18 protein-coding genes are annotated in these 18,513 nt (G+C 64.7%); 12 read left to right on the top strand and 6 right to left on the bottom strand.

Features of this window, described 5'->3' with window-relative positions; genetic code table 11:
* Positions 1–60: 60 nt before the first annotated feature.
* The 9 genes from Q0D44_RS11795 (at position 61) to Q0D44_RS11755 (ending at position 8,252) form a co-directional block, all read left to right on the top strand.
* Positions 61–1,104: an efflux RND transporter periplasmic adaptor subunit gene (locus Q0D44_RS11795; RefSeq protein WP_294136797.1), complete on the top strand. Its 1,044-nt coding sequence runs from the start codon at positions 61–63 to the stop codon at positions 1,102–1,104.
* 8 nt (positions 1,105–1,112) lie between these two features.
* Positions 1,113–4,217, top strand: a complete 3,105-nt coding sequence (locus Q0D44_RS11790; RefSeq protein ID WP_294136796.1) for an efflux RND transporter permease subunit — start codon at positions 1,113–1,115, stop codon at positions 4,215–4,217.
* 24 nt (positions 4,218–4,241) lie between these two features.
* Positions 4,242–4,790, top strand: coding sequence for a TspO/MBR family protein (locus Q0D44_RS11785; protein WP_294136795.1), 549 nt, complete (start codon positions 4,242–4,244; stop codon positions 4,788–4,790).
* A 41-nt stretch (positions 4,791–4,831) separates the two neighbouring features.
* The gene (locus tag Q0D44_RS11780) at positions 4,832–5,131 is read left to right on the top strand and encodes an accessory factor UbiK family protein (protein WP_217673678.1); all 300 of its coding nucleotides are present in this window, start codon (positions 4,832–4,834) and stop codon (positions 5,129–5,131) included.
* A 42-nt stretch (positions 5,132–5,173) separates the two neighbouring features.
* Positions 5,174–5,680, top strand: coding sequence for a YbjN domain-containing protein (locus Q0D44_RS11775; protein ID WP_006963728.1), 507 nt, complete (start codon positions 5,174–5,176; stop codon positions 5,678–5,680).
* 4 nt (positions 5,681–5,684) lie between these two features.
* Positions 5,685–6,509 (top strand): pyrroline-5-carboxylate reductase, encoded by an 825-nt coding sequence (locus Q0D44_RS11770; protein WP_294136794.1) that lies wholly within the window; start codon positions 5,685–5,687, stop codon positions 6,507–6,509.
* 30 nt (positions 6,510–6,539) lie between these two features.
* Positions 6,540–7,037, top strand: a complete 498-nt coding sequence (locus Q0D44_RS11765) for an asparaginase domain-containing protein (RefSeq protein ID WP_294136793.1) — start codon at positions 6,540–6,542, stop codon at positions 7,035–7,037.
* Positions 7,038–7,048: 11 nt separating this feature from the next.
* Entirely contained in the window at positions 7,049–7,942 is an 894-nt protein-coding gene (locus tag Q0D44_RS11760) for an SGNH/GDSL hydrolase family protein (protein ID WP_294136792.1), read from the top strand.
* Between the two features lie 67 nt (positions 7,943–8,009).
* Positions 8,010–8,252 carry a hypothetical protein gene (locus tag Q0D44_RS11755; RefSeq protein WP_294136791.1) on the top strand — a complete coding sequence of 81 codons (243 nt, stop codon included), beginning with the start codon at positions 8,010–8,012 and terminating at the stop codon, positions 8,250–8,252.
* A gap of 74 nt (positions 8,253–8,326) precedes the next feature.
* Here Q0D44_RS11755 and Q0D44_RS11750 read toward each other — a convergent pair whose 3' ends face one another.
* The 4 genes from Q0D44_RS11750 to Q0D44_RS11735 all read right to left on the bottom strand — a co-directional run bounded on the left by Q0D44_RS11750 (position 8,327) and on the right by Q0D44_RS11735 (position 12,432).
* Complete coding sequence (locus Q0D44_RS11750; RefSeq protein ID WP_006963736.1) at positions 8,327–8,854, bottom strand: CarD family transcriptional regulator; 528 nt, start codon at positions 8,852–8,854, stop codon at positions 8,327–8,329.
* Between the two features lie 245 nt (positions 8,855–9,099).
* The gene (gene fdxA, locus Q0D44_RS11745) at positions 9,100–9,438 is read right to left on the bottom strand and encodes a ferredoxin FdxA (RefSeq protein WP_119749816.1); all 339 of its coding nucleotides are present in this window, start codon (positions 9,436–9,438) and stop codon (positions 9,100–9,102) included.
* 95 nt (positions 9,439–9,533) lie between these two features.
* Positions 9,534–9,830, bottom strand: coding sequence for an RNA-binding S4 domain-containing protein (locus Q0D44_RS11740; RefSeq protein WP_294136790.1), 297 nt, complete (start codon positions 9,828–9,830; stop codon positions 9,534–9,536).
* A complete protein-coding gene (locus Q0D44_RS11735) occupies positions 9,823–12,432 on the bottom strand; it encodes a helicase-related protein (RefSeq protein ID WP_294136789.1) in 2,610 nt (869 codons plus the stop codon). The genes Q0D44_RS11740 and Q0D44_RS11735 overlap by 8 nt, the downstream gene beginning before the upstream one ends.
* A gap of 224 nt (positions 12,433–12,656) precedes the next feature.
* Between Q0D44_RS11735 and Q0D44_RS11730 the strand changes: the two genes are divergently transcribed.
* Together Q0D44_RS11730 and Q0D44_RS11725 are read left to right on the top strand one after the other, a co-directional pair.
* Positions 12,657–14,186 (top strand): M23 family metallopeptidase, encoded by a 1,530-nt coding sequence (locus tag Q0D44_RS11730; RefSeq protein WP_294136788.1) that lies wholly within the window; start codon positions 12,657–12,659, stop codon positions 14,184–14,186.
* A 40-nt stretch (positions 14,187–14,226) separates the two neighbouring features.
* Positions 14,227–15,018, top strand: a complete 792-nt coding sequence (locus Q0D44_RS11725) for a nucleotidyltransferase family protein (protein ID WP_294136787.1) — start codon at positions 14,227–14,229, stop codon at positions 15,016–15,018.
* Between the two features lie 111 nt (positions 15,019–15,129).
* Here the strand turns inward: Q0D44_RS11725 and Q0D44_RS11720 are convergent, their stop codons facing one another.
* Together Q0D44_RS11720 and Q0D44_RS11715 are read right to left on the bottom strand one after the other, a co-directional pair.
* Positions 15,130–17,442 carry an EAL domain-containing protein gene (locus Q0D44_RS11720; protein ID WP_294136786.1) on the bottom strand — a complete coding sequence of 771 codons (2,313 nt, stop codon included), beginning with the start codon at positions 17,440–17,442 and terminating at the stop codon, positions 15,130–15,132.
* A complete protein-coding gene (locus tag Q0D44_RS11715; protein WP_294136785.1) occupies positions 17,439–18,053 on the bottom strand; it encodes a methylamine utilization protein in 615 nt (204 codons plus the stop codon). Before Q0D44_RS11715 ends, Q0D44_RS11720 begins: the two co-directional genes overlap by 4 nt.
* A 115-nt stretch (positions 18,054–18,168) precedes the next feature.
* On the opposite strand from Q0D44_RS11715, the gene Q0D44_RS11710 reads away from it, so the two are divergent.
* A complete protein-coding gene (locus tag Q0D44_RS11710; protein WP_294136784.1) occupies positions 18,169–18,456 on the top strand; it encodes a DUF3034 family protein in 288 nt (95 codons plus the stop codon).
* The last annotated feature ends 57 nt before the right edge of the window (positions 18,457–18,513 follow it).

Genomic DNA, 18,513 nt, shown 5'->3' with positions numbered 1-18,513 from the left:
TTACATCTTGCGACAAAAGGCCATGTTGTGTCGCACCGAAAGGCCCGATAGCCCTCCACCATGCGTAATTCCCTGTTTCTTTTCACCGCCCTTTGCCTTGCCGGTTGCAGCGGCGACAAGGCGCCCAAGCCGCGCCCGGCTGCGCTGGTCGAGGCCGCGCCGATCGCAACCGCCGATTTCGCCGATACGCTTGACGCGGTCGGCACTGCGCTTGCCAATGAACAGGTGATTTTGTCTGCGCCGGTGACGGAGCGGGTTACGTCGATCAACTTTGCCGATGGCGGCTATGTCGCCAAGGGGCAGGTGATCGCGACCATGGCGATTGCGCAGGAACAGGCGGAACTGGCGGCGGCGCAGGCGCAGGCGTTGCAGGCCGGACAGCAATTGCAGCGGGTGCAGGCGTTGAAGGCACGGGGTTTTGCTACCGCCGCCTCGCTCGACCAGCAACTGGCGCTGGCCAATGCGGCCAAGGCGAGCGCGGACCAGAGCCGGGCCGCGATCAGCGACCGGGTGATCCGCGCGCCCTTTGGCGGCTGGGTCAGCCTGCGCACCGTATCGCCCGGCGCGATCGTGACGGCGGGGACGGCGATCGCCACGGTCAGCGACATTTCGCGAATCAAGCTGGACTTCACCGTGCCGGAGACGCGCCTCGCCACCATTCGCGCGGGTCAGGCGATCCGCGCTGTCTCCGCCGCCTGGCCCGACCGGCCCTTTACCGGCACGATCGCAACGATCGACCCGGTGATCGATCCCGCCACCCGTGCCGTGCGCGTGCGCGCGATCCTGCCCAATCCCGACCGTGCGTTGAAGCCCGGCATGTTGCTGACCGTCAGCATCGTGTCGCGACAGCGCAAGTCGCTGGCGCTGCCAGAACTGGCAGTGGTCGGCGATGGCGAGGATCGCTTCGTGTTCGTGCTGGATGATCGCAAGGCCAAACGGGTCAAGGTCGATACCGGCCTGCGCCAGAATGGACTGGTCGAGATTTTGGGCGGGGTGAAGGCCGGGCAGATGGTCGTTACCGATGGCGTCGTCAAGCTGAGCGATGGCGCGCCGGTGCGACTGGCAGGGGACAAGCCTGCACCATCAGCCAAGCCCGCAGGCTAAGTAGCGCCATGCAGCTGTCCGACCTGTCCGTCCGCCGCCCGGTTTTCTCCGCCGTCGTCGCGGTGCTGCTCTGCATCGTCGGGGTGGTGGGCTATCTCAGCCTGTCGGTGCGCGAATATCCCGATACCGATCCGCCGGTCGTGTCGGTCGAGACCAATTATACGGGCGCTGCCGCTTCGGTCGTGGAAACGCGCATCACCCAGCTCATCGAGGATGCTGTGGCCGGTGTGCAGGGCATCGTTACGATTACATCGACGTCGCAGGACGGCACGTCCAACATCAGCATCGAATTCGACCCGTCGCGCGACATTGACACCGCCGCCAACGATGTGCGCGACCGGGTGGGGTCGGTCGTCGAGGATCTGCCGGAGGATGCGCTGGCACCAGAGATCCGCAAGGTCGATGCGGATGCGCGGCCGATCCTGTTCCTGGCCTTCTCCCGCCCCGGCTGGAGCGCGATCCAGCTGAGCGATTATATCGACCGCAATATTGCCGACCGTTTTTCCGCGATTGACGGGGTGGCGCGCGTGACGATCGGCGGCGAGGCGCGGCCATCGACCCGCGTCTGGATGAACGCCGAACGTCTTGCGGCCTTTGGCCTGACCCCGGCCGATGTCGAAAATGCGCTGCGTGCGCAGAATGTCGAACTGCCCGCCGGGCGGTTTGAATCGAAGGACCAGAACCAGACGCTGCGTGTCGATCGCCCGTTCGCCACGCCGGAGCAATTTGCCCAGCTGGTCGTTGGTCGGGGCGACAATGGCTATCAGGTCAAGCTGGGCGATGTCGCGCGGATCGAGGAAGGGCCGGAAAACCCCTATAGCAGCTTCCGCTCCAACGCCGGGACCGCGATCGGCCTTGGCATTGTGCGGCAGTCGGGCGCAAACACGCTGGAGGTTGCGGACAAGGCCAAGGCGCTGGCCGAACAATTGCGCCCGACCCTGCCGCAGGGGATGCGGGTGGCGGTTGGCTCCGACGAATCGCTGTTCATCAGCCGCGCGATCGACAATGTCTATGACACGCTGATCGAGGCGGCGCTGCTCGTCATCCTCGTCATCTTCCTGTTTCTGGGGTCGGTGCGGGCGACGATCGTTCCGGCCATTACCGTGCCGATCTGCCTGCTGGCGACCTGCGCGGTCATGTGGTTGCTGGGCCTGTCGATCAACCTGCTGACCCTGCTCGCCTTCGTGCTGGCGATCGGGCTGGTGGTGGATGACGCCATCGTCGTGCTGGAAAATGTCTATCACCGCATCGAACAGGGGGAGGACCCGCTGGTCGCTTCCTATCTCGGCACGCGGCAGGTGGGCTTTGCGATCATTTCCACCACATTGGTCGTATGCGCGGTGTTCGTGCCGGTGATGTTCCTGGCCGGGCAGACCGGATTGCTGTTCCGCGAACTGGCCATCGCGATGATCGCCGCGATTGCCTTTTCAGGCTTCATCTCGCTCAGCCTCGCACCGATGCTCTGTTCCAAATTGCTCAACAATGCCGAGCGCGGGCGGCTGGCGCGCTGGGTCGATGCCCGGTTCCAGCGGCTGGAGGGCGGTTATGCCCGCTGGCTGGACCATGTCTTGCGCAAGCCGCTGCTGCCGCTGATCGGGGTTGGGCTGTTCCTGTGCCTTGCCGGTGGCATGTTCACTTTCCTGCCGAGCGAACTGGCACCTGCCGAGGATACCGGTGTCGTCGACAGCCAGATCAGCGCGCCGGAGGGGGCGGGCTTTGACCGGATGCTGGCCTATATGCGCAAAATCGAAAATGAGCTGGCCCCGTTGCGGAAAGACGGAACGCTCCAGAACCTGATTGTCCGTGCGCCGGCAGGTTTCGGGACGTCGGACGATTTCAACAGCGGCAATGTCATCGCCTTCCTGCGTCCATGGGAGGACCGCACGATCACAACGGCGGAAGTCGCGACCATCATCAACAAGGTGATTGCCGACCAGCCCGGCGTCCGGGGCAATGCGGCACCGCGATCGGGGCTGGGGCGTGGGCGCGGCCTGCCGGTCAATATCGTGCTGGCCGGATCGACCTATGAAGGGCTGGTGGCGGCGCGCGATCGGATCATTGCCGCAGCGGCCAGCTATCCGGGGCTGATCAACCTGGACAGCGACTATAAGGAAACCAAGCCGCAGATGCGGATCGACGTCAACCAGCAGCGCGCGGGTGATCTGGGCGTGTCGGTTAACGACATCAGCCAGGCCTTGCAAAGCCTGTTGGGGTCGCGGCGCGTGACCACCTATGTCGACCGGGGCGAGGAATATCGCGTGCTGGTGCAGGCGGAACAGGAAGGGCGGCAGACGCTGGCCGATCTGGAGCGGATACAGGTGCGCGCGACCAATGGTGCGCTCGTCCCCCTCTCGGCGCTCGTCACCGTGCGCGAAGTGGCCGGGCCGCGCCAGCTCAACCGCTACAACAAGCTGCGCGCGATCACCCTGTCGGCGGCGCTGGCCCCCGGCACGTCGCTGGGACAGGCGCTCGCCTTCCTGGAGAATGAAGCGCGCCAATCGCCCGAAGTGCTGGCGATCGGCTATCGCGGTGAAAGCCAGTCGCTGCGCGAAACCGGCGGGTCGATCTGGCTGATCTTTGGCCTCACGATCCTGATCGTCTATCTGCTGCTGGCGGCGCAATTCGAAAGTTTCATTCACCCCGGCGTGATCATCGCCACGGTGCCGCTGGCGGTGGCCGGTGGCGTGCTGGGGCTGATCGTCACCGGCGGGTCGATCAATCTCTACAGCCAGATCGGCATCGTCATGCTGGTGGGTCTGGCGGCCAAGAACGGCATATTGATCGTCGAGTTCGCCAATCAGTTGCGCGACGAGGGGCTGGAGGTGGCGCAGGCCATTCGGGAGGCCGCGACCCGCCGCCTGCGGCCGATCCTGATGACGTCGATCGCGACCGTCATCGGCGCGGTGCCACTCGTGATTCGTGGCGGCGCTGGCGCGGCGGCGCGCAACTCGATCGGCGTGGTCATCGTCTTTGGCGTCAGTCTGGCGACGCTGATCACCCTGTTCCTGATCCCCATATTCTATTCGCGTGTTGCGAAGCGGACCGTTTCTCCGCAAACCGTTGGTCGCAAGCTGGATTCGGCGTTGAAGGATTCGCCCGATCCGGCCGAATAGGATGAGCGTGGAGAAGCGTTGCCGATGAACGAAATCGCGTCCCCCGGCCAATTGCGCCTTGCCTATCTGCGCTGGGCGCTGGTGACCGTGCCGGTCATCGTCCTGCTGGGTTTCCTGTCCGGTCAATTCGCCAATAGCGGTTTTGGCAATCGCTGGTTCGACGCGCTGGTAAAGCCCGCGCTGATGCCGCCGGGCTGGGCATTTGGCGTCGCCTGGACCATTCTCTACATTGCGATGGCACTGGCGCTGGCGATCGTTCTGCACGCGCGCGGGGCGAAGGGGCGGGGCGTGGCGATCACCCTGTTTCTGGTGCAGTTTGTCATGAACCTCGCCTGGTCGCCGCTCTTTTTCCGCGCGCATCAGGTCGGCAGCGCGCTGGTCCTGATCCTTGCCCTGTTCGTGCTGGTGGCGCTCACCGCCTGGCTGTTCAGCCGTATCCGCCGCGTTGCTGGCTGGCTGCTGCTGCCCTATCTGGCCTGGCTGGCCTTTGCCTCCTTCCTCAATTATGAGCTTAATCGCCTGAACCCGGATGCGGAAACCCTTGTCGCGCCCGCGCTCCAGACCCAGATATGATTTTTGGCGCGGTTGCCGCGCCAGTTGAGAGGATGAGCATCATGCAGAGCGAGAATCGCTTTTTCGACGATCTGGCCAAGCTGGTAAATGGCGCGGCCGGGACCGTGGCGGGCATGAGCCGCGAGTTTGAGGCCAATGCGCGCGAGAAGGCCAAGGAATGGATGGGCGGCGCGGACTTCGTGTCGCGTGAGGAGTTTGACGCGGTCAAGGCGCTGGCGGCAGCTGCGCGCGAAGAGGTCGAGCTGCTCAAGGCTCGCATCGACGCGCTGGAAGGCAAGACGTCCGAACCGGTCAAAAAGACCGTCAAGGCGACCAAGACCAAGCCCGTTGAAGCGGACTGATCCTGTCTGTCCTTTCGCCGTTCGCGGTGTTAAGGCGCGCCGATGATGGATAGTGACGAGTTTGAGCATGGCGGCCAGGAAGCCGCGCCGATCGACATGCTGGCCGCCTTTTTCGAGGCGCATGGCTGGACCTACGAGCAGGTTGGCGAGGATGAGATCGTCGCCAACACGCAAGGCAGCTGGGCGCAATATGAGCTGCGCGGCATCTGGCGTGACGAGGATCAGGTGCTGCAACTGCTGGCACTGCCCGACATTCGCGTTACCGACGAAAAGCGCGGCACGATCTACGAGACGCTGGGGCTGATCAACGAGCAACTGTGGCTCGGCCATTTCGAGCTATGGTCGTCGAGCGGTATCATCCTGTTCCGCCATGGCGCGCTGCTGGGGGCTGGCGGCACGCTGACGCTGGATCAGGCGCAATTGCTGGTCGAAACCGCGATCGACGAGTGCGAGCGTTTCTATCCAGTGTTCCAGTTCGTGCTGTGGGGTGGCAAAAGCCCGACCGAGGCGATTGCTGCCAGCCTGATCGAAACCCGCGGCGAGGCCTGAGCGCGTGGCGATCCGTTGGCCCGATCATCTGTTCCTCGTCGGCTGCGGCAATATGGCCGGGCAGATGCTGGCGCGCTGGCTGGATTGCGGGCTGGATGCCGGGCGGGTGACGGTGTTGCGGCCAAGCGGGCGTCCGGTCGCCGATGGGGTGACGGTCGTCACTGACTATCCGGCCACGCTGCCCGCCGGGACGACCGTGTTGCTGGGCATGAAGCCCTATCAGATCGCCGATGTTGCCGCGGCGCTGGCGCCCTTGTGCAGGGCGGATACGCGGATCGTTTCGATCCTCGCTGGTACGCCGCTCGCTGATTTGCGGGCGCGTTTTCCGGCGGTGCGGGATATGGTGCGGGCGATGCCCAATCTGCCCGTGGGGCTCGGCGAGGGCGTGACTGCGCTGTTCGCTGACGATATCACGGCGGCGCAGGCAAAGGCGGATGTCGAGGCACTGATCGAGCCGCTGGGCCTGGCCGAATGGATTGGCGATGAAGCCTTGTTCAATCAGGTGACGGCACTGTCGGGCTGTGGACCCGCCTTCCTGTTCCGCTTCATCGACGCGCTGGCACGGGCTGGGGAGGCGTTGGGCATCCCCGCCGATCAGGCCGCGCGCATGGCGCTGGCGACGGTGCAAGGTTCGGCCAATATGGCTGCGCGGGCGAGTGCCCGCACCGGCGACAGTCCGGCCGTGCTGGCCGATCGCGTCGCCAGCCCCGGCGGCATGACGCGCGAGGGAATGAATGTGCTGGACGCCGACGACCGGCTGCTGGCATTGCTTATCGACACGCTGACCGCTGCCCGCGATCGTGGCGAAGCGATGGGGCGCGGCGCATAAGCCTTTGCCTTCTTATATCGGAGCCTCATCATGCTGACCCCGAACACCCCGATATTGATCCTGACGACGGGCGGCACGATCGACAAAATCTATTTCGATGCCCTGTCCGACTATCAGGTCGGTGAAACGGTGATGGCCCGGCTGCTGGACGTGGCGCGGGTCAAGCGGCCCTTCCGTATCGAGGAAATCGTGCGCAAGGATAGTCTGGAACTGGACGATGCCGACCGGGCGCTGATCCATGCCAGCGTCGCTGCTGCGCCGGAAAGCCATATCGTCATTACCCATGGCACCGACACGATGACCGACACCGCCAAGGCACTGGCCGACATCCCCGGCAAGACGGTGGTGCTGGTCGGCGCGCTGGCCCCGGCCCGCTTTGGCGAGAGCGACGCGAGCTTCAATCTGGGCATGGCCTTTGCGACGGCGCAGGTGGCGCAGCCCGGCATCTATATCACGATGAGCGGTTCGGTGTTCCGCGCCGATGCCGTGGTCAAGGATCGCGCCAAGGGCGCGTTCGTGCCGTTATGAGGAAAAACGACATGATCAAAGGCATCGGCGTCTCACTCTGTGCGCTTCTGCTGGCCGGATGCGCTGCCGGACCGGAAGTGGCGAGAGCGCCGGTCGCGCCGTCCGCCCGCTATGTCGCCATGGGCAGTTCGTTCGCAGCCGGGCCGGGCGTGACCGATTCGGCGGACTCTCCGGCCACGCGCTGCACCCGCTCGCGCGACAATTATGCCCGGCAACTTGCGCGGCTGCGACAGCTCGATCTGGTGGATGTCAGTTGCGGCGGCGCGACGAGCACGCACCTGCTGGGACCATGGAATGAATTGGCACCGCAAATCGACGCGCTGACCGCCGACACCGCGCTGGTGACGATCACGATCGGTGGCAATGATGTCGGTTATGTCGGGCGTCTGTTTGCTGCGTCCTGTAAAGGCGGAAGCGAACTGCCAGCCTCTGCCGCCGCCATGTGCAAGGGGATGGCAGCGCGGCAACAGGCAGGCGGCCCATCGGCCAGTCTGCCAGCGATTCCGACTGAAGCTGCTTGGGCGACACTGGCCGTCAGCCTGGACCGGATCACCGCGGAAGTGCGTCGTCGTGCGCCGCGCGCGCGGCTGATCTTCGTGGATTATGTGACCTTGCTGCCGTCTGGAGCGTCGTGTCCGCAAGTCCCGCTGAGCGCTGATGACGCCGCCAGTGCGCGCGCGACGGCCCGGCGTCTGGCGCAGGAAACCGCTGCTGCCGCCAAGCGGGCAGGGGCGGAGGTGTTGCGCGCGTCGAACCTGTCGCAGGGGCATGACGCCTGTGCGGCGGAGCCGTGGGCCAATGGCTTTGTCCCGAGCCAGGGTGGCGCTCCCTTTGCGCCCTACCACCCCAATCTGGCGGGCATGACGGCGATTGCCGCGGCACTGGACCGGATGCTGGGGCGCTGACGGCCCGGAACCCTCTCCCTCCTCCGCGCATTATGCGGCCATCTATGATGAAGAGGAGGAGAGTTTTATGGCCGACTATCAGGAGCGTCCGGCAACGACGACGACCACGGTGATTGAAAAGCGCAGTGGCGGGGGCATGACCTTCGCGATCCTGCTGCTGGTGGTCGTGGTGGCAGTTGCCGCCTTCTTCCTGGTCAGCAGCGAGACGAGCAAGGATAATGCCGTCACCAGCGCCGCGACAGAGGTCGGGCAGGCTGCCAGCGATGTCGGCGATGCGGCCAAGGATGCGGTCGACACCAAGGGAGAATAAGCCCGCGCATCGCTGCACAAAAAAGGGGCGCGCCTTTCGCAAGGCGCGCCCCTTTTTCGCGTCAATGGCTGAGGTCAGCCTTCGACCTTGACATATTTCGGCGCGGCTTCGTTGAGGATCGCGAGGATCTTCTTGAGCGCGGCGGGTTCGTCCGTCTCTTCCATTGCTGCCAGTTCGCGGGCGAGGCGGCTGGACGCGGCTTCGAAAATCTGGCGTTCGGAATAGCTTTGTTCGGGCTGGTCGTCGGCGCGGAACAAGTCGCGGGTCACTTCGGCGATCGACACCAGGTCGCCCGAATTGATCTTCGCTTCATACTCCTGCGCGCGGCGCGACCACATGGTGCGCTTGACCTTGGGCTTGCCCTTCAATGTTTCCATCGATTCTTCGAGCGTCTTGTTGGACGAGAGCTTGCGCATGCCCACGCCTTCGGCCTTGTTGGTCGGCACGCGGAGCGTCATCCGCTCTTTTTCGAAGCGGAGCACATATAGCTCCAGCTCCATGCCGGCGATCTGCTCCTTTTGCAGTTCGATCACACGGCCCACGCCATGCTTGGGGTAAACGACATAATCACCAACGTCAAAGGACAGCGCCTTGGCAGCCATTTGGAACCTTTCCAATCAACCGGGGAACGGGGCCGTCGCGGAACATATGCGCAAGGGGCATATGCATGGGGGGTCCACGGCGCCACCGTCAGGACATGAAGCTAATTCTCCAGGGACGGACAGGAGGGTGTCCGACCGTTAAAAAGTGACATAGCAGATTCGTAACAAAATTACCACCCCCGGACATAATCGCCGGGAGTGCAAGGCAAAACGGATAGGAAGGGTGCGGCGCGTGGCCGCCCGGATCAGTCGCCGGAACCGGGTTCGGGCGAGAAAAACTTTTCCAGCTTGCCTTCAACGCCCTTCATGGCGTCGGCGTCGGCAGGCGCTTCGCCCTTGACGGTGATGTTGGGCCATTCAGCCGAATATTTGGTGTTGAGTTCCAGCCATTTTTCCAGGCCGTTCTCGGTATCGGGCAGGATGGCCTCGGCCGGACATTCCGGTTCGCACACGCCGCAATCGATACATTCGCTCGGATTGATGACCAGCATATTCTCGCCCTCGTAGAAACAGTCCACGGGGCAGACCTCGACGCAATCCATATATTTGCAGCGGATGCAGTTGTCGGTCACGACATAGGTCATTGTCAGGGCACTCTTGGTTGGAAAAGCGCGGTCCTGCTATGCGCAGGCAAGCGCAAGGTCAATGAGGATAATGTTGGGCGCCTGCAGCTTGCACTTCACTCCCCCACCGTCAGCTCTTCATAGCATCCCTGCGCCTCGACCGCCGGTCCGCGCCTGACCGGTAGTTGCGCCACCCGCACCACGCGCACGCTCTGGCCGTGAGGGAAGGTGATGAGGTCGCCCACGCGGATGGCGGCGTGGGCGCGTTCTATCCGGCGGCCATTGACGCGGATGTGGCCGTCCTCCGCCAGCTTCTGTGCGCTCGACCGGCTGGGGCATAGCCGGACGAACCACAGATATTTGTCGATGCGCAGCGTGGGGCCATGGCCGCCCACCGCGACTGGATCAGCCATTGCGGCCGAGCAGCGCGGCGAGACCGGCAAAGGCGTTGTTGGCGGGGGCCGCGGGCGCTCTGGCAGGCGTTGCGGCGGCGGGCCGTGGCGCGGGCTTGCCGCGTGGTTTGCCGTCGCGCGCCGGGGCGGGCGGCTGCTGGGGCGGGCGCGCCTTTTGCCGCCCCTTGAACACCCAGTTGGGCTTGCCTTCCTCTGCGCCTTCCACGGCACGGAAACCCGCGGCGCGCATCAGCGAAAGGAACGCAGGCTCGGACAGGCCGAGCGAGACGATCTGGGGGCTTGTGGCGGTGAAAGCTTCGCCCTTGGCAATGGCTTCATGCGCGGTGCGGGCCATGCGTTCAGCCATGTCGATGCGGAGCATCTGTTCGCCAAAGGTACGGAAGCCCGCGATCCGCGCGCCCATCTGGTCGAATTTTTCGCCAGCCGGGATCAGGGTGAGGCCGGGCAGTGGCAAAGGCAGGCAGGGCTTGCCGATCCGCGCCGCCAGCAACGCGCCGCGCCAGCGCGCCGCGCCGGGCTTGAGCAGGCCGGGATGATAAAGATCCAGCACGCCGATATCGATGCCGGCGCGACGCAGCAAATGGCGCTGGTCCTTGTCCAGATGGCCGAGGGCCGAATCGAGATCGGTGCGCGGGCTGACCCCGCCTGCGTCGCCCAACTGCGCAAATACGGCGCGCACCACGGGTGGCACCTGCGGGTCGGCGGCGCTTTCGGCCATCTTGACCAGCGGCAGCAAATGCTTCTGCTTTTGCGCATCGACCCAGTTGGTGAGGCGCGATGTCACCTGTTTCTGCACATCCTGATCCAGCGCCAGAATCGCGCGATCCAGCCGGATTTCGGGCGTCAGCAGGGTCGGCCCTGCCAGCAATGCGGCGACTGGCGTACCGTTCCACGCAATGCCGGGCGCGTCGCCCGCTGCGTCCAGAAGCGCGAAATCCACGTCCGCCGCGCCGATCAATTCGTCTGCCTTCACCCGTAATACCTTTCCAAGGCGCCTTTCCGCCGCAGCCAACAGCAATTTCCTGTCCTGATGGCGCGTAGCGGGATCGACCGAGAATCGAAAGCCGTCAAGTCGCCCGATCGTTTCGCCATCTACACAGACGTTGCCGTCGGCCTCTACCGTTACCGGCAACTGGTTCACATTCTGGCCGATGTCACGCAACAGGACGGTGGTGCGCCGGTCGACGAAACGCTGCGTCAGCGCGGCGTGCAGCGCGTCGGACAGTTTTTCCTCCAGCGCGCGGGTCCGTTCGGCCATTTCGGCAGGGTCGGCCAGCCAGTCGGCGCGATGGGCGATATAGGCCCATGTCCGCGCCGCCGCGATCCGGCCCGACAGCGTGTCGATATCCCCCTGCACCGAATCGAGCCGGGCGAGTTGCTGCGCGAACCAGTCGCGCGGGATATGGCCGTTGCCTTCGGACAGAAAATGCCAGATGCGGCTGACGGTGCGGGCATGATGGTCTGCGCCCAGTTTCTGGAAATCGGGCAGGCCGCAGGCGTCCCAGAGCCGCGCGACCTGCCGCTGGCCGCGCACCCGGTCGATGACGGCAGGGTCGGCAGCCATGCGCTTCAAGACAGCGAGATCGACAGCTTCGGGCGCGGCGCGCAGTTCGGGGCGGTCGGGCCGTTCCTCCAGATCGGCGATCAGGGTCGCCAGACTGTCCAGCCGGGGCGCGCCATCGCGCCAGTGGAGATGCTCGATAGGCGGAAAGCGGTGCGCCTCGATCGCTTCGATTTCTTCGGGGGTGAAGGCGGCGTTACCATCCTCGCCGCCCAGACTGCCGAAGGTGCCGTCCTTGTGATGGCGGCCCGCGCGCCCGGCGATCTGCGCCATTTCCGCGACGGTCAGGCGGCGGCTGCGACGGCCATCGAACTTGCGCAGCGAAGCGAAGGCGACATGGGCGACGTCCAGGTTCAGCCCCATGCCGATCGCGTCGGTGGCGACCAGATAATCGACCTCGCCATTCAAAAACATCTGTACCTGCGCATTGCGGGTGCGGGGGCTGAGCGCGCCCATCACCACCGCCGCGCCGCCGCGAAAGCGGCGCAGCATTTCGGCGACGGCATAGACTTCCTCGGCGGAGAAGGCGACGATGGCGGAGCGTTTGGGCAGGCGGGACAGCTTCTTCGCGCCCGCATAGGAGAGGGTGGAAAAGCGCGGGCGACCGATAATGTCCACATCGGGAATGAGCGATTTGACCAGTCGGGCGATGCTGGCTGACCCCAGGATCATCGTTTCCTCGCGCCCGCGTGCGCGCAACAGCCGGTCAGTGAAAATATGGCCGCGTTCCGGGTCCGCGCCGATCTGCGCCTCGTCCAGCGCGACGAAGGCGTAATCGGTCTGGAGGGGCATGGATTCGGCGGTGCAGAGGAAATAGCGGGCCTGCGGGGGCACGATCTTTTCCTCGCCGGTGATCAGCGCGACCTGGGCCGGTCCCTTGATCGCCACCACCCGGTCATAGACTTCGCGGGCCAGCAGCCGCAGCGGAAATCCCATCATGCCGCTGCTATGGCCGCACATGCGTTCGACGGCCAGATGGGTCTTGCCGGTGTTGGTTGGACCCAGAACGGCGGTGACGGGCGAACGGGTGAACTGGACCATGGCCCATTCTGTCGGGCAGGACGGGGTCGGGGGCAAGCGGATTTAGAGGTTCCCTCGCTAGCCGCAATCCTGTCGGACCGCTGGCACCGTTCGTCGCACGGCCAGGTGTCATAGGGCCGTCTTAAATTGACTTTAACCTTGGGGGTTCACAACAGTGAAGCTCGACGCACGGCGCGCGGGGCCGTTGCGGACGCAATGATAAAAATGCCCTGGGGGTCGCGGGTTTGTTTCAGGAAAGCCAGTTCGGTTCGCAACAGGGCGGCGCGTCCATGTCGCTGTGGCTGGCCGATTCGCTTGCCCGGACGCCGATAGCCCCACCACCGCAGGACTGGCGCGCGCGGTTGCGCGAATGGTCGGACGAGGTGGAACTGGTCCCCGACCTTGGCCAGCGTGTCGGCAGCCTGACATGGTTTCGTGGCCTTGCCACCTGTATCGGCCTGTGCGCCACCGCCCTCTATCTCTCGCCCGGTTTTCAGCCGGTACCGGGTGCGCCGGGTGCGCTGCTGGGCAACAAGCAGTTTGACGAAGTGCGCAGCCAGATGATCACGCCGCTGGCGCTGGGCGCGGACAGTGGCCATCGCATGGGGTCGACCGATGCCGTGCAGCCGCTGCGCCAGACGCCAGAACGGCCGCAGATTGAATTGAATGCACAGGTTGGCAGCAGCGATACGCTGTCGCGCGCACTGTCGCGCGCTGGCGTCAGCGGCGGTGACGTCGCGACGATCAACGCGCTGGTCGGGGGAGACATTGCCGGCGGGGTGAAGCCCGGCACACGGCTCGACATCATTTTGGGCCGCCGCGCCAGCCGCGACCGGCCCCGGCCGCTGGACAGGCTGGCGTTCCGCGCCCGGCTCGACCTGGGGCTGGAACTGACGCGCAGCGGTGGCGTGCTGACGGTCAAGCGCATCCCCATCCGCGTCGACGATACGCCATTGCGGATTCAGGGCGTGGTCGGCGACAGCATCTATCGTTCCGCACGCGCAGCCGGTGCGCCGCCCAAGGCGGTGCAGGCGTTCCTGCGGGTGATTGCGGGACAGGTCGATCTGGGCGGGATCGGGGCGGGGGACCGCTATGACATCGTCACTGCCTATCGCCGCGCCGAGACCGGCGATGTTGAGGTGGGCGATCTTCTCTATGCAGGCCTGAAGCGCGCCAGCGGCAAGTCGGTCGACATGCTGCGCTGGACCAAGGATGGCCGCACCGAATGGTTCGAGGCATCGGGCGTGGGCGAACGGCGTGGCGTGCTGTCCTCGCCGGTCGCGGGGCGCATGACGTCGGGCTATGGCCAGCGGCGGCACCCGATCTTGGGTTATACGCGGATGCACGCCGGTATCGATTTCGCCGCGCGTTACGGATCGCCCATCTATGCCGTGACCGATGGCATTGTCGCCTTTGCCGGGCGGCATGGCGGGCATGGGAATTATGTCCGCATCCAGCATGGCGGCGGTCTTGCCACCGGCTACGCCCATATGAACCGCATTGCCGCTGCGCCGGGGCAGCGGGTCCGCCGGGGCCAGGTGATCGGCTATGTCGGCTCCACCGGCCTGTCGACCGGTCCGCATCTCCATTATGAACTCTATCGCAATGGCGCGACGATCAACCCGCTGTCGGTGAAATTCACCACCACCGCGCAACTGGCCGGCGCCGAACTGTCCGCGTTTCGTGCGAAGCTGGCGCAGTATAAGGGGCTGCATGTCGGCCAGCAGGACCGCTTCGCGCAAAAGCAGGTCGCGCCGGTGGCGAGCGGGAAATAAGCCGCTTTCCGTGCTGCCCCTGCTTGGCTAGAGGGCGGATATGATCGTGCCCATTACCGCCATCCTGCTCGCCGGATCACGGCCCACGCCTGATCCTCTCGCCGTAGCGGCAGGGGTGGCGATCAAGCCGCTGGTGCCGGTGGCGGGCGAGCCAATGATCAACCATCCGGCCCGCGCGTTGCTGGCGCATCCGGTGGTGGGGCAGGTCATCATCCTGACCCAGTCGGCTGATCCTTTTGCTGCTAATCCCGCGACGGCATGGTTGCTGACGCACCCGCATGTCCGGTTCGAGCAGAGCGGGGCGGGCATAGCCTCTTCGCTGCTGGCGCTGCTGGAGCGGGGCGATGTGCCATTTCCGATTCTGCTGACGACCGCCGACCATGTGCTGCTCGATAGCGCGATGCTGGATCAGTTCACGCGCGAGGCGGCGGGGGCGGACATTGCGGTCGCCATGGTGGAGCGGGCGACGCTGCTGGCGCGCTATCCTGGGTCGCGCCGCACCTGGCTCAAATTTCGCGATGGCTGGTGGTCTGGCGCCAATATCTTCTGGTTCGGCAGTGACCGGGCGCGGCCCATCATCGCCTTGTGGCAGGAGGTCGAGCAGGACCGCAAGAAGGGCTGGAAGATCGTGTCCGCCTTTGGTCCCGTCGCGCTGCTCGGCACATTGCTGCGCCTATTGACACTGCGTGGTGGTATCGCGCGGATCGGGCGGCGTTTTGGGTTGGTTGCCCGGCTGGTCGCTATGGAGAAGGCCGAAGCCTGTATCGACGCGGACAAGGTGGACGATGTGGTGCTGATCGAACGGATCGTCGCCGCGCGAATAAGCACCTAGCCCCCCTAATCTCCGTTCGTTTCGAGCGAAGTCGAGAAACCTGCGCACGACGTTTCTCGACTTCGCTCGAAACGAACGGAGGTGGAGTTTCAGCCAAGAGCGACGACGCGCTTAGGCCGCCTTGCGTGCGCCATCCAGCTTGCCCAGCAGCGCCTCGACCTCCTGCGCGGGGATCGGACGGCTGAACAGATAGCCCTGGATCTGGCCGCACCCTTCTGCGCGCAATATGTCGAGCTGCTCGCTATGTTCCACGCCCTCGGCAGTGGTTTCGATACCCAGCGCGTCGGCCAGCGTCGTGATCGCGCGGATGATGGCGGTCGCGCCCTTATGCTCCAGCAGATCGACGATGAAGCTGCGGTCAATCTTGAGCTTGTCGAAGGGAAAACTGCGCAAATAGCTGAGCGAGCTATAGCCGGTGCCGAAATCGTCGAGCGCCACGCGCACGCCCAGCGCGCGCAGGCTGTGGAGCGAGGATAACGTCGCCTCGACATTGTCGATGAACAGGCTTTCGGTGATTTCCAGTTCCAGCCGGTTGGGCGCGATGCCCGACCGCGCCAGCGCCTGTAGCACCACGGCGGCCAGATTGGGGCTGCGAAACTGGATGGGGGATATGTTGACGGCGACGCGGATATGGTCGGGCCAGGTCGCGGCGATCCGGCAGGATTCGTGCAGCGCCCATTCGCCGATCGGGATGATGAGGCCGGTTTCCTCGGCCAGCGGGATGAAATTGACCGGCGACACCATGCCACGCGTGGGGTGCTGCCAGCGCAGCAAGGCCTCGAACGCAGTGACGCGATTTTGCGACAGGCCGAACAGCGGCTGGAAATGCAGCGCCAGCTCGCCGTTGCGCAGCGCGTCGTGCAGGTCGGTTTCCAGCGCACGGCGGGCCTGCGCCTCGGCATCCATGGCGCTTTCAAAGAAGCGATGACTGCCCTTGCCCTCGCTCTTGGCCCGGTGCAGCGCGAGTTCGGCATTTTTGAGCAGGCTGGTCGCGTCCGCGCCGTCCTGCGGGCTGAGCGCGATGCCGACGCTGGCGCTGACGATGATGCGATGGCCGTCAATATCGAAAGGTTCGGCCATAGCCGCGACGATGGCGCGACCGGCCTGATCGGCGGTCTGTCCGCCTGCGCGAATTTTGACCGCAAATTCGTCCCCCGCCAGTCGGGCGACAAAGCCGCTGGGGCAGGTCGCGGCCAGGCGCGTGCCGGCTTCGCACAGCAAGGCGTCGCCAATCGGATGGCCAAGCGATTCGTTGATTGATTTGAAATTGTCGATGTCGACGCTGAACAGCATCAGATTGCCGCCCTCGGCGCGGGTCAGACCCAGCGCGACCTGTTCGCGCAGCATCGCCCGGTTGGGCAGGCCGGTCAGCGCGTCGTGGAAGGCCATGTGCGCAATCTGCGCCTCACGCGCCTCGACCGCCTCGACCATGCGGTTGAAGCTTTGCGCCAGCCGCCCGATTTCGTCGCGCGTCTCGACCTTCACCTGCGCATGTTCGCCTGCGCTCACCTTGCGCGCGGCAGCCTCCAGCGCGACGATCGGCTGGGTCAGGCGGCGGGAAGCCGCAAATACGCCAGCCACCGCCAGCACGCCGCCAATCGCGCCAAATCCGAACAAGGCCCACAGGATCGGGGCATAGCCCGCCATGGCGCGGGTCAGACTATATTCCAGCACCAGCATTTCCGGCGCGGTCTTAATCAGCGTTTCGACTGGCCGGGTCTGCACCAGCATCAGTTCACCATCGCGCATGACTTCGCGCAGGCCGCCATCGGCCTTGTCCGCACGCGCGACACGCGCCAGTGGCATGAGTTGCGGATGCAGGTCGATCGAGGAGAGTTTCGCCAGCGCGTTGAGGTCGGCTGGACCCATGTTGCGGGCGAACACGACCCAGCCGGTCAGCATCGGCGCGCGCACGGGCGCGGCGGCCGCGATATGGCTGTCGCTGCCCCATCGCACGACGCCCTGCGTGCGCCCGGCGTCGAGCGCGTCGTAAAGCTGATCCTGTTCCGGGCGGCTTAAATCCTTGATGTCGCCCACCACCGTGCCATCGACCCCGACGAACAGCGCATGGTCGAGCTGGAATCGCCCTTCCAGACTGTCCAGCGCGGACTCGATCGTCGGGGCGTCACCGGTGCCGACCGCCTCGCGAAAGCCGAAATCGCTGGCCAGCACGTCGGCCCCCTGGCCAAGCTGGCGCAACTGCATCGCTGAAATCCGGTCGAACAGCGCGCTGCCGACGTTCATTTCGCGGCGAATGACATTTTCGGCATAGCTTTCGATGGCATTGCGCGTGCCGAACAGGGTCAGCGTCGTCACCGCGACGAACAACGCGCCGTAAAAGAGCGTCATCCTGATCGTCAGGGTCGACTGCGCCGCGCGCCGCCAGCGCCGCCATCGTCGTTTCAGGCGGAACGCGCGGGTCATTTGGAGGCGCGCAAAGCCATTGGCACGCTTTTGCTCACCGTGCCGCTGCCGGGAATGGGCAGGTTGATGAGCAACTCATTATCCTTGCCCTTGAGCAGGGGGTGCCAGACCGTGACCTGCGCCGTGCCGGTCGCCAGCCCGTTGATCCGGGCTTGCCCTGCGGCATTGCTCTTGGTGGCAAAGGGGGTGTCGACCACCTTGATGAAGCCGCTCATCGCGTCGTGAATATTGCAGCCCAGCGCCACCGCGCCCGCGCTGGTAAAGATATAGCTGCGGCTTTCATCCTGCCCGAACAGCTTGATTTCAAACCTGGCGGGTTTGGAGAAGGAATAGACATGGTGCCGCACCTTGTCCTTGTTGGGGAATTTCACCGTCGCGCCGACGGGTACGATCAGCACATGGGGCGCAAAGGCGATATTCTGCTGCACCATGGTGGTGCCCCACGGAAAGCGGATCGGCCCTGCCGGGATGCCGCCGGCGGGGCGAACGGTGACGACCGCGTCACTGACCGGGCGACCAGCGGAATCGACGATCCGAAGATCAAGGTCACCCGCGATTGCCGGACTGGCGAGCAAAGACAGGGCAGCAAGGAGTAGGCGTGGCTCGATCATGGTTACGCTTGGTAAATGGAAATATTGAACAAATGTTTAGTTCATTTTGGATCAGATTGTCGGGGGGTTAGCGCGGCAAACGCTATTTTAACCATGATCTGCCTATCAGCCGATCATGACCTATCTCCGTCCGCTCCTGCTTGCTGCCCTCATGCTGGTCGCTGTGTCGCCGCAACAGGGCATGGCCAGACCGATCCGCAATGGCGGCAAATTGCTGCTGACCAACGGCATCACGTCGCTGGAGGGGGCGTCAGGGGGTGGCCTGACCCCTTGGGCAGTCATAGCAGGCAATGAAACATCGGACGGCATCGGCCTGTCGGCCCATGGCACGCTAGTCGAGGTCAAGCCCAAGTTGAACAGTGCCAGCGGAACACGCAGAGAACGTGAGCTGGTAAGTATCTGATATCGCTGGGCGTGGATTTGGTGGCAAAACCGGGTGTGCTAACAACATTTTGCCTGT

The organism is Sphingobium sp. (assembly GCA_023266575.1).
In the GTDB taxonomy this organism is placed as follows: domain Bacteria; phylum Pseudomonadota; class Alphaproteobacteria; order Sphingomonadales; family Sphingomonadaceae; genus Sphingobium.
The sequence above is the reverse complement of the archived record's forward strand: the minus strand, read 5'-3'. Positions and strand labels throughout refer to the sequence as shown.

Excerpts from the sequence above, each read along its gene's own strand:
- Q0D44_RS11725 (WP_294136787.1), top strand. The coding sequence starts at position 14,227 with ATGATCGTGCCCATTACCGCCATCCTGCTCGCCGGATCACGGCCCACG.
- Q0D44_RS11755 (WP_294136791.1), top strand. The coding sequence starts at position 8,010 with ATGGCCGACTATCAGGAGCGTCCGGCAACGACGACGACCACGGTGATT.
- Q0D44_RS11715 (WP_294136785.1), bottom strand. The coding sequence starts at position 18,053 with ATGATCGAGCCACGCCTACTCCTTGCTGCCCTGTCTTTGCTCGCCAGT.
- Q0D44_RS11785 (WP_294136795.1), top strand. The coding sequence starts at position 4,242 with ATGAACGAAATCGCGTCCCCCGGCCAATTGCGCCTTGCCTATCTGCGC.
- Q0D44_RS11735 (WP_294136789.1), bottom strand. The coding sequence starts at position 12,432 with ATGGTCCAGTTCACCCGTTCGCCCGTCACCGCCGTTCTGGGTCCAACC.
- Q0D44_RS11750 (WP_006963736.1), bottom strand. The coding sequence starts at position 8,854 with ATGGCTGCCAAGGCGCTGTCCTTTGACGTTGGTGATTATGTCGTTTAC.
- Q0D44_RS11780 (WP_217673678.1), top strand. The coding sequence starts at position 4,832 with ATGCAGAGCGAGAATCGCTTTTTCGACGATCTGGCCAAGCTGGTAAAT.
- fdxA (WP_119749816.1), bottom strand. The coding sequence starts at position 9,438 with ATGACCTATGTCGTGACCGACAACTGCATCCGCTGCAAATATATGGAT.
- Q0D44_RS11740 (WP_294136790.1), bottom strand. The coding sequence starts at position 9,830 with ATGGCTGATCCAGTCGCGGTGGGCGGCCATGGCCCCACGCTGCGCATC.
- Q0D44_RS11795 (WP_294136797.1), top strand. The coding sequence starts at position 61 with ATGCGTAATTCCCTGTTTCTTTTCACCGCCCTTTGCCTTGCCGGTTGC.
- Q0D44_RS11775 (WP_006963728.1), top strand. The coding sequence starts at position 5,174 with ATGATGGATAGTGACGAGTTTGAGCATGGCGGCCAGGAAGCCGCGCCG.
- Q0D44_RS11790 (WP_294136796.1), top strand. The coding sequence starts at position 1,113 with ATGCAGCTGTCCGACCTGTCCGTCCGCCGCCCGGTTTTCTCCGCCGTC.
- Q0D44_RS11760 (WP_294136792.1), top strand. The coding sequence starts at position 7,049 with ATGATCAAAGGCATCGGCGTCTCACTCTGTGCGCTTCTGCTGGCCGGA.
- Q0D44_RS11765 (WP_294136793.1), top strand. The coding sequence starts at position 6,540 with ATGCTGACCCCGAACACCCCGATATTGATCCTGACGACGGGCGGCACG.
- Q0D44_RS11710 (WP_294136784.1), top strand. The coding sequence starts at position 18,169 with ATGACCTATCTCCGTCCGCTCCTGCTTGCTGCCCTCATGCTGGTCGCT.
- Q0D44_RS11720 (WP_294136786.1), bottom strand. The coding sequence starts at position 17,442 with ATGACCCGCGCGTTCCGCCTGAAACGACGATGGCGGCGCTGGCGGCGC.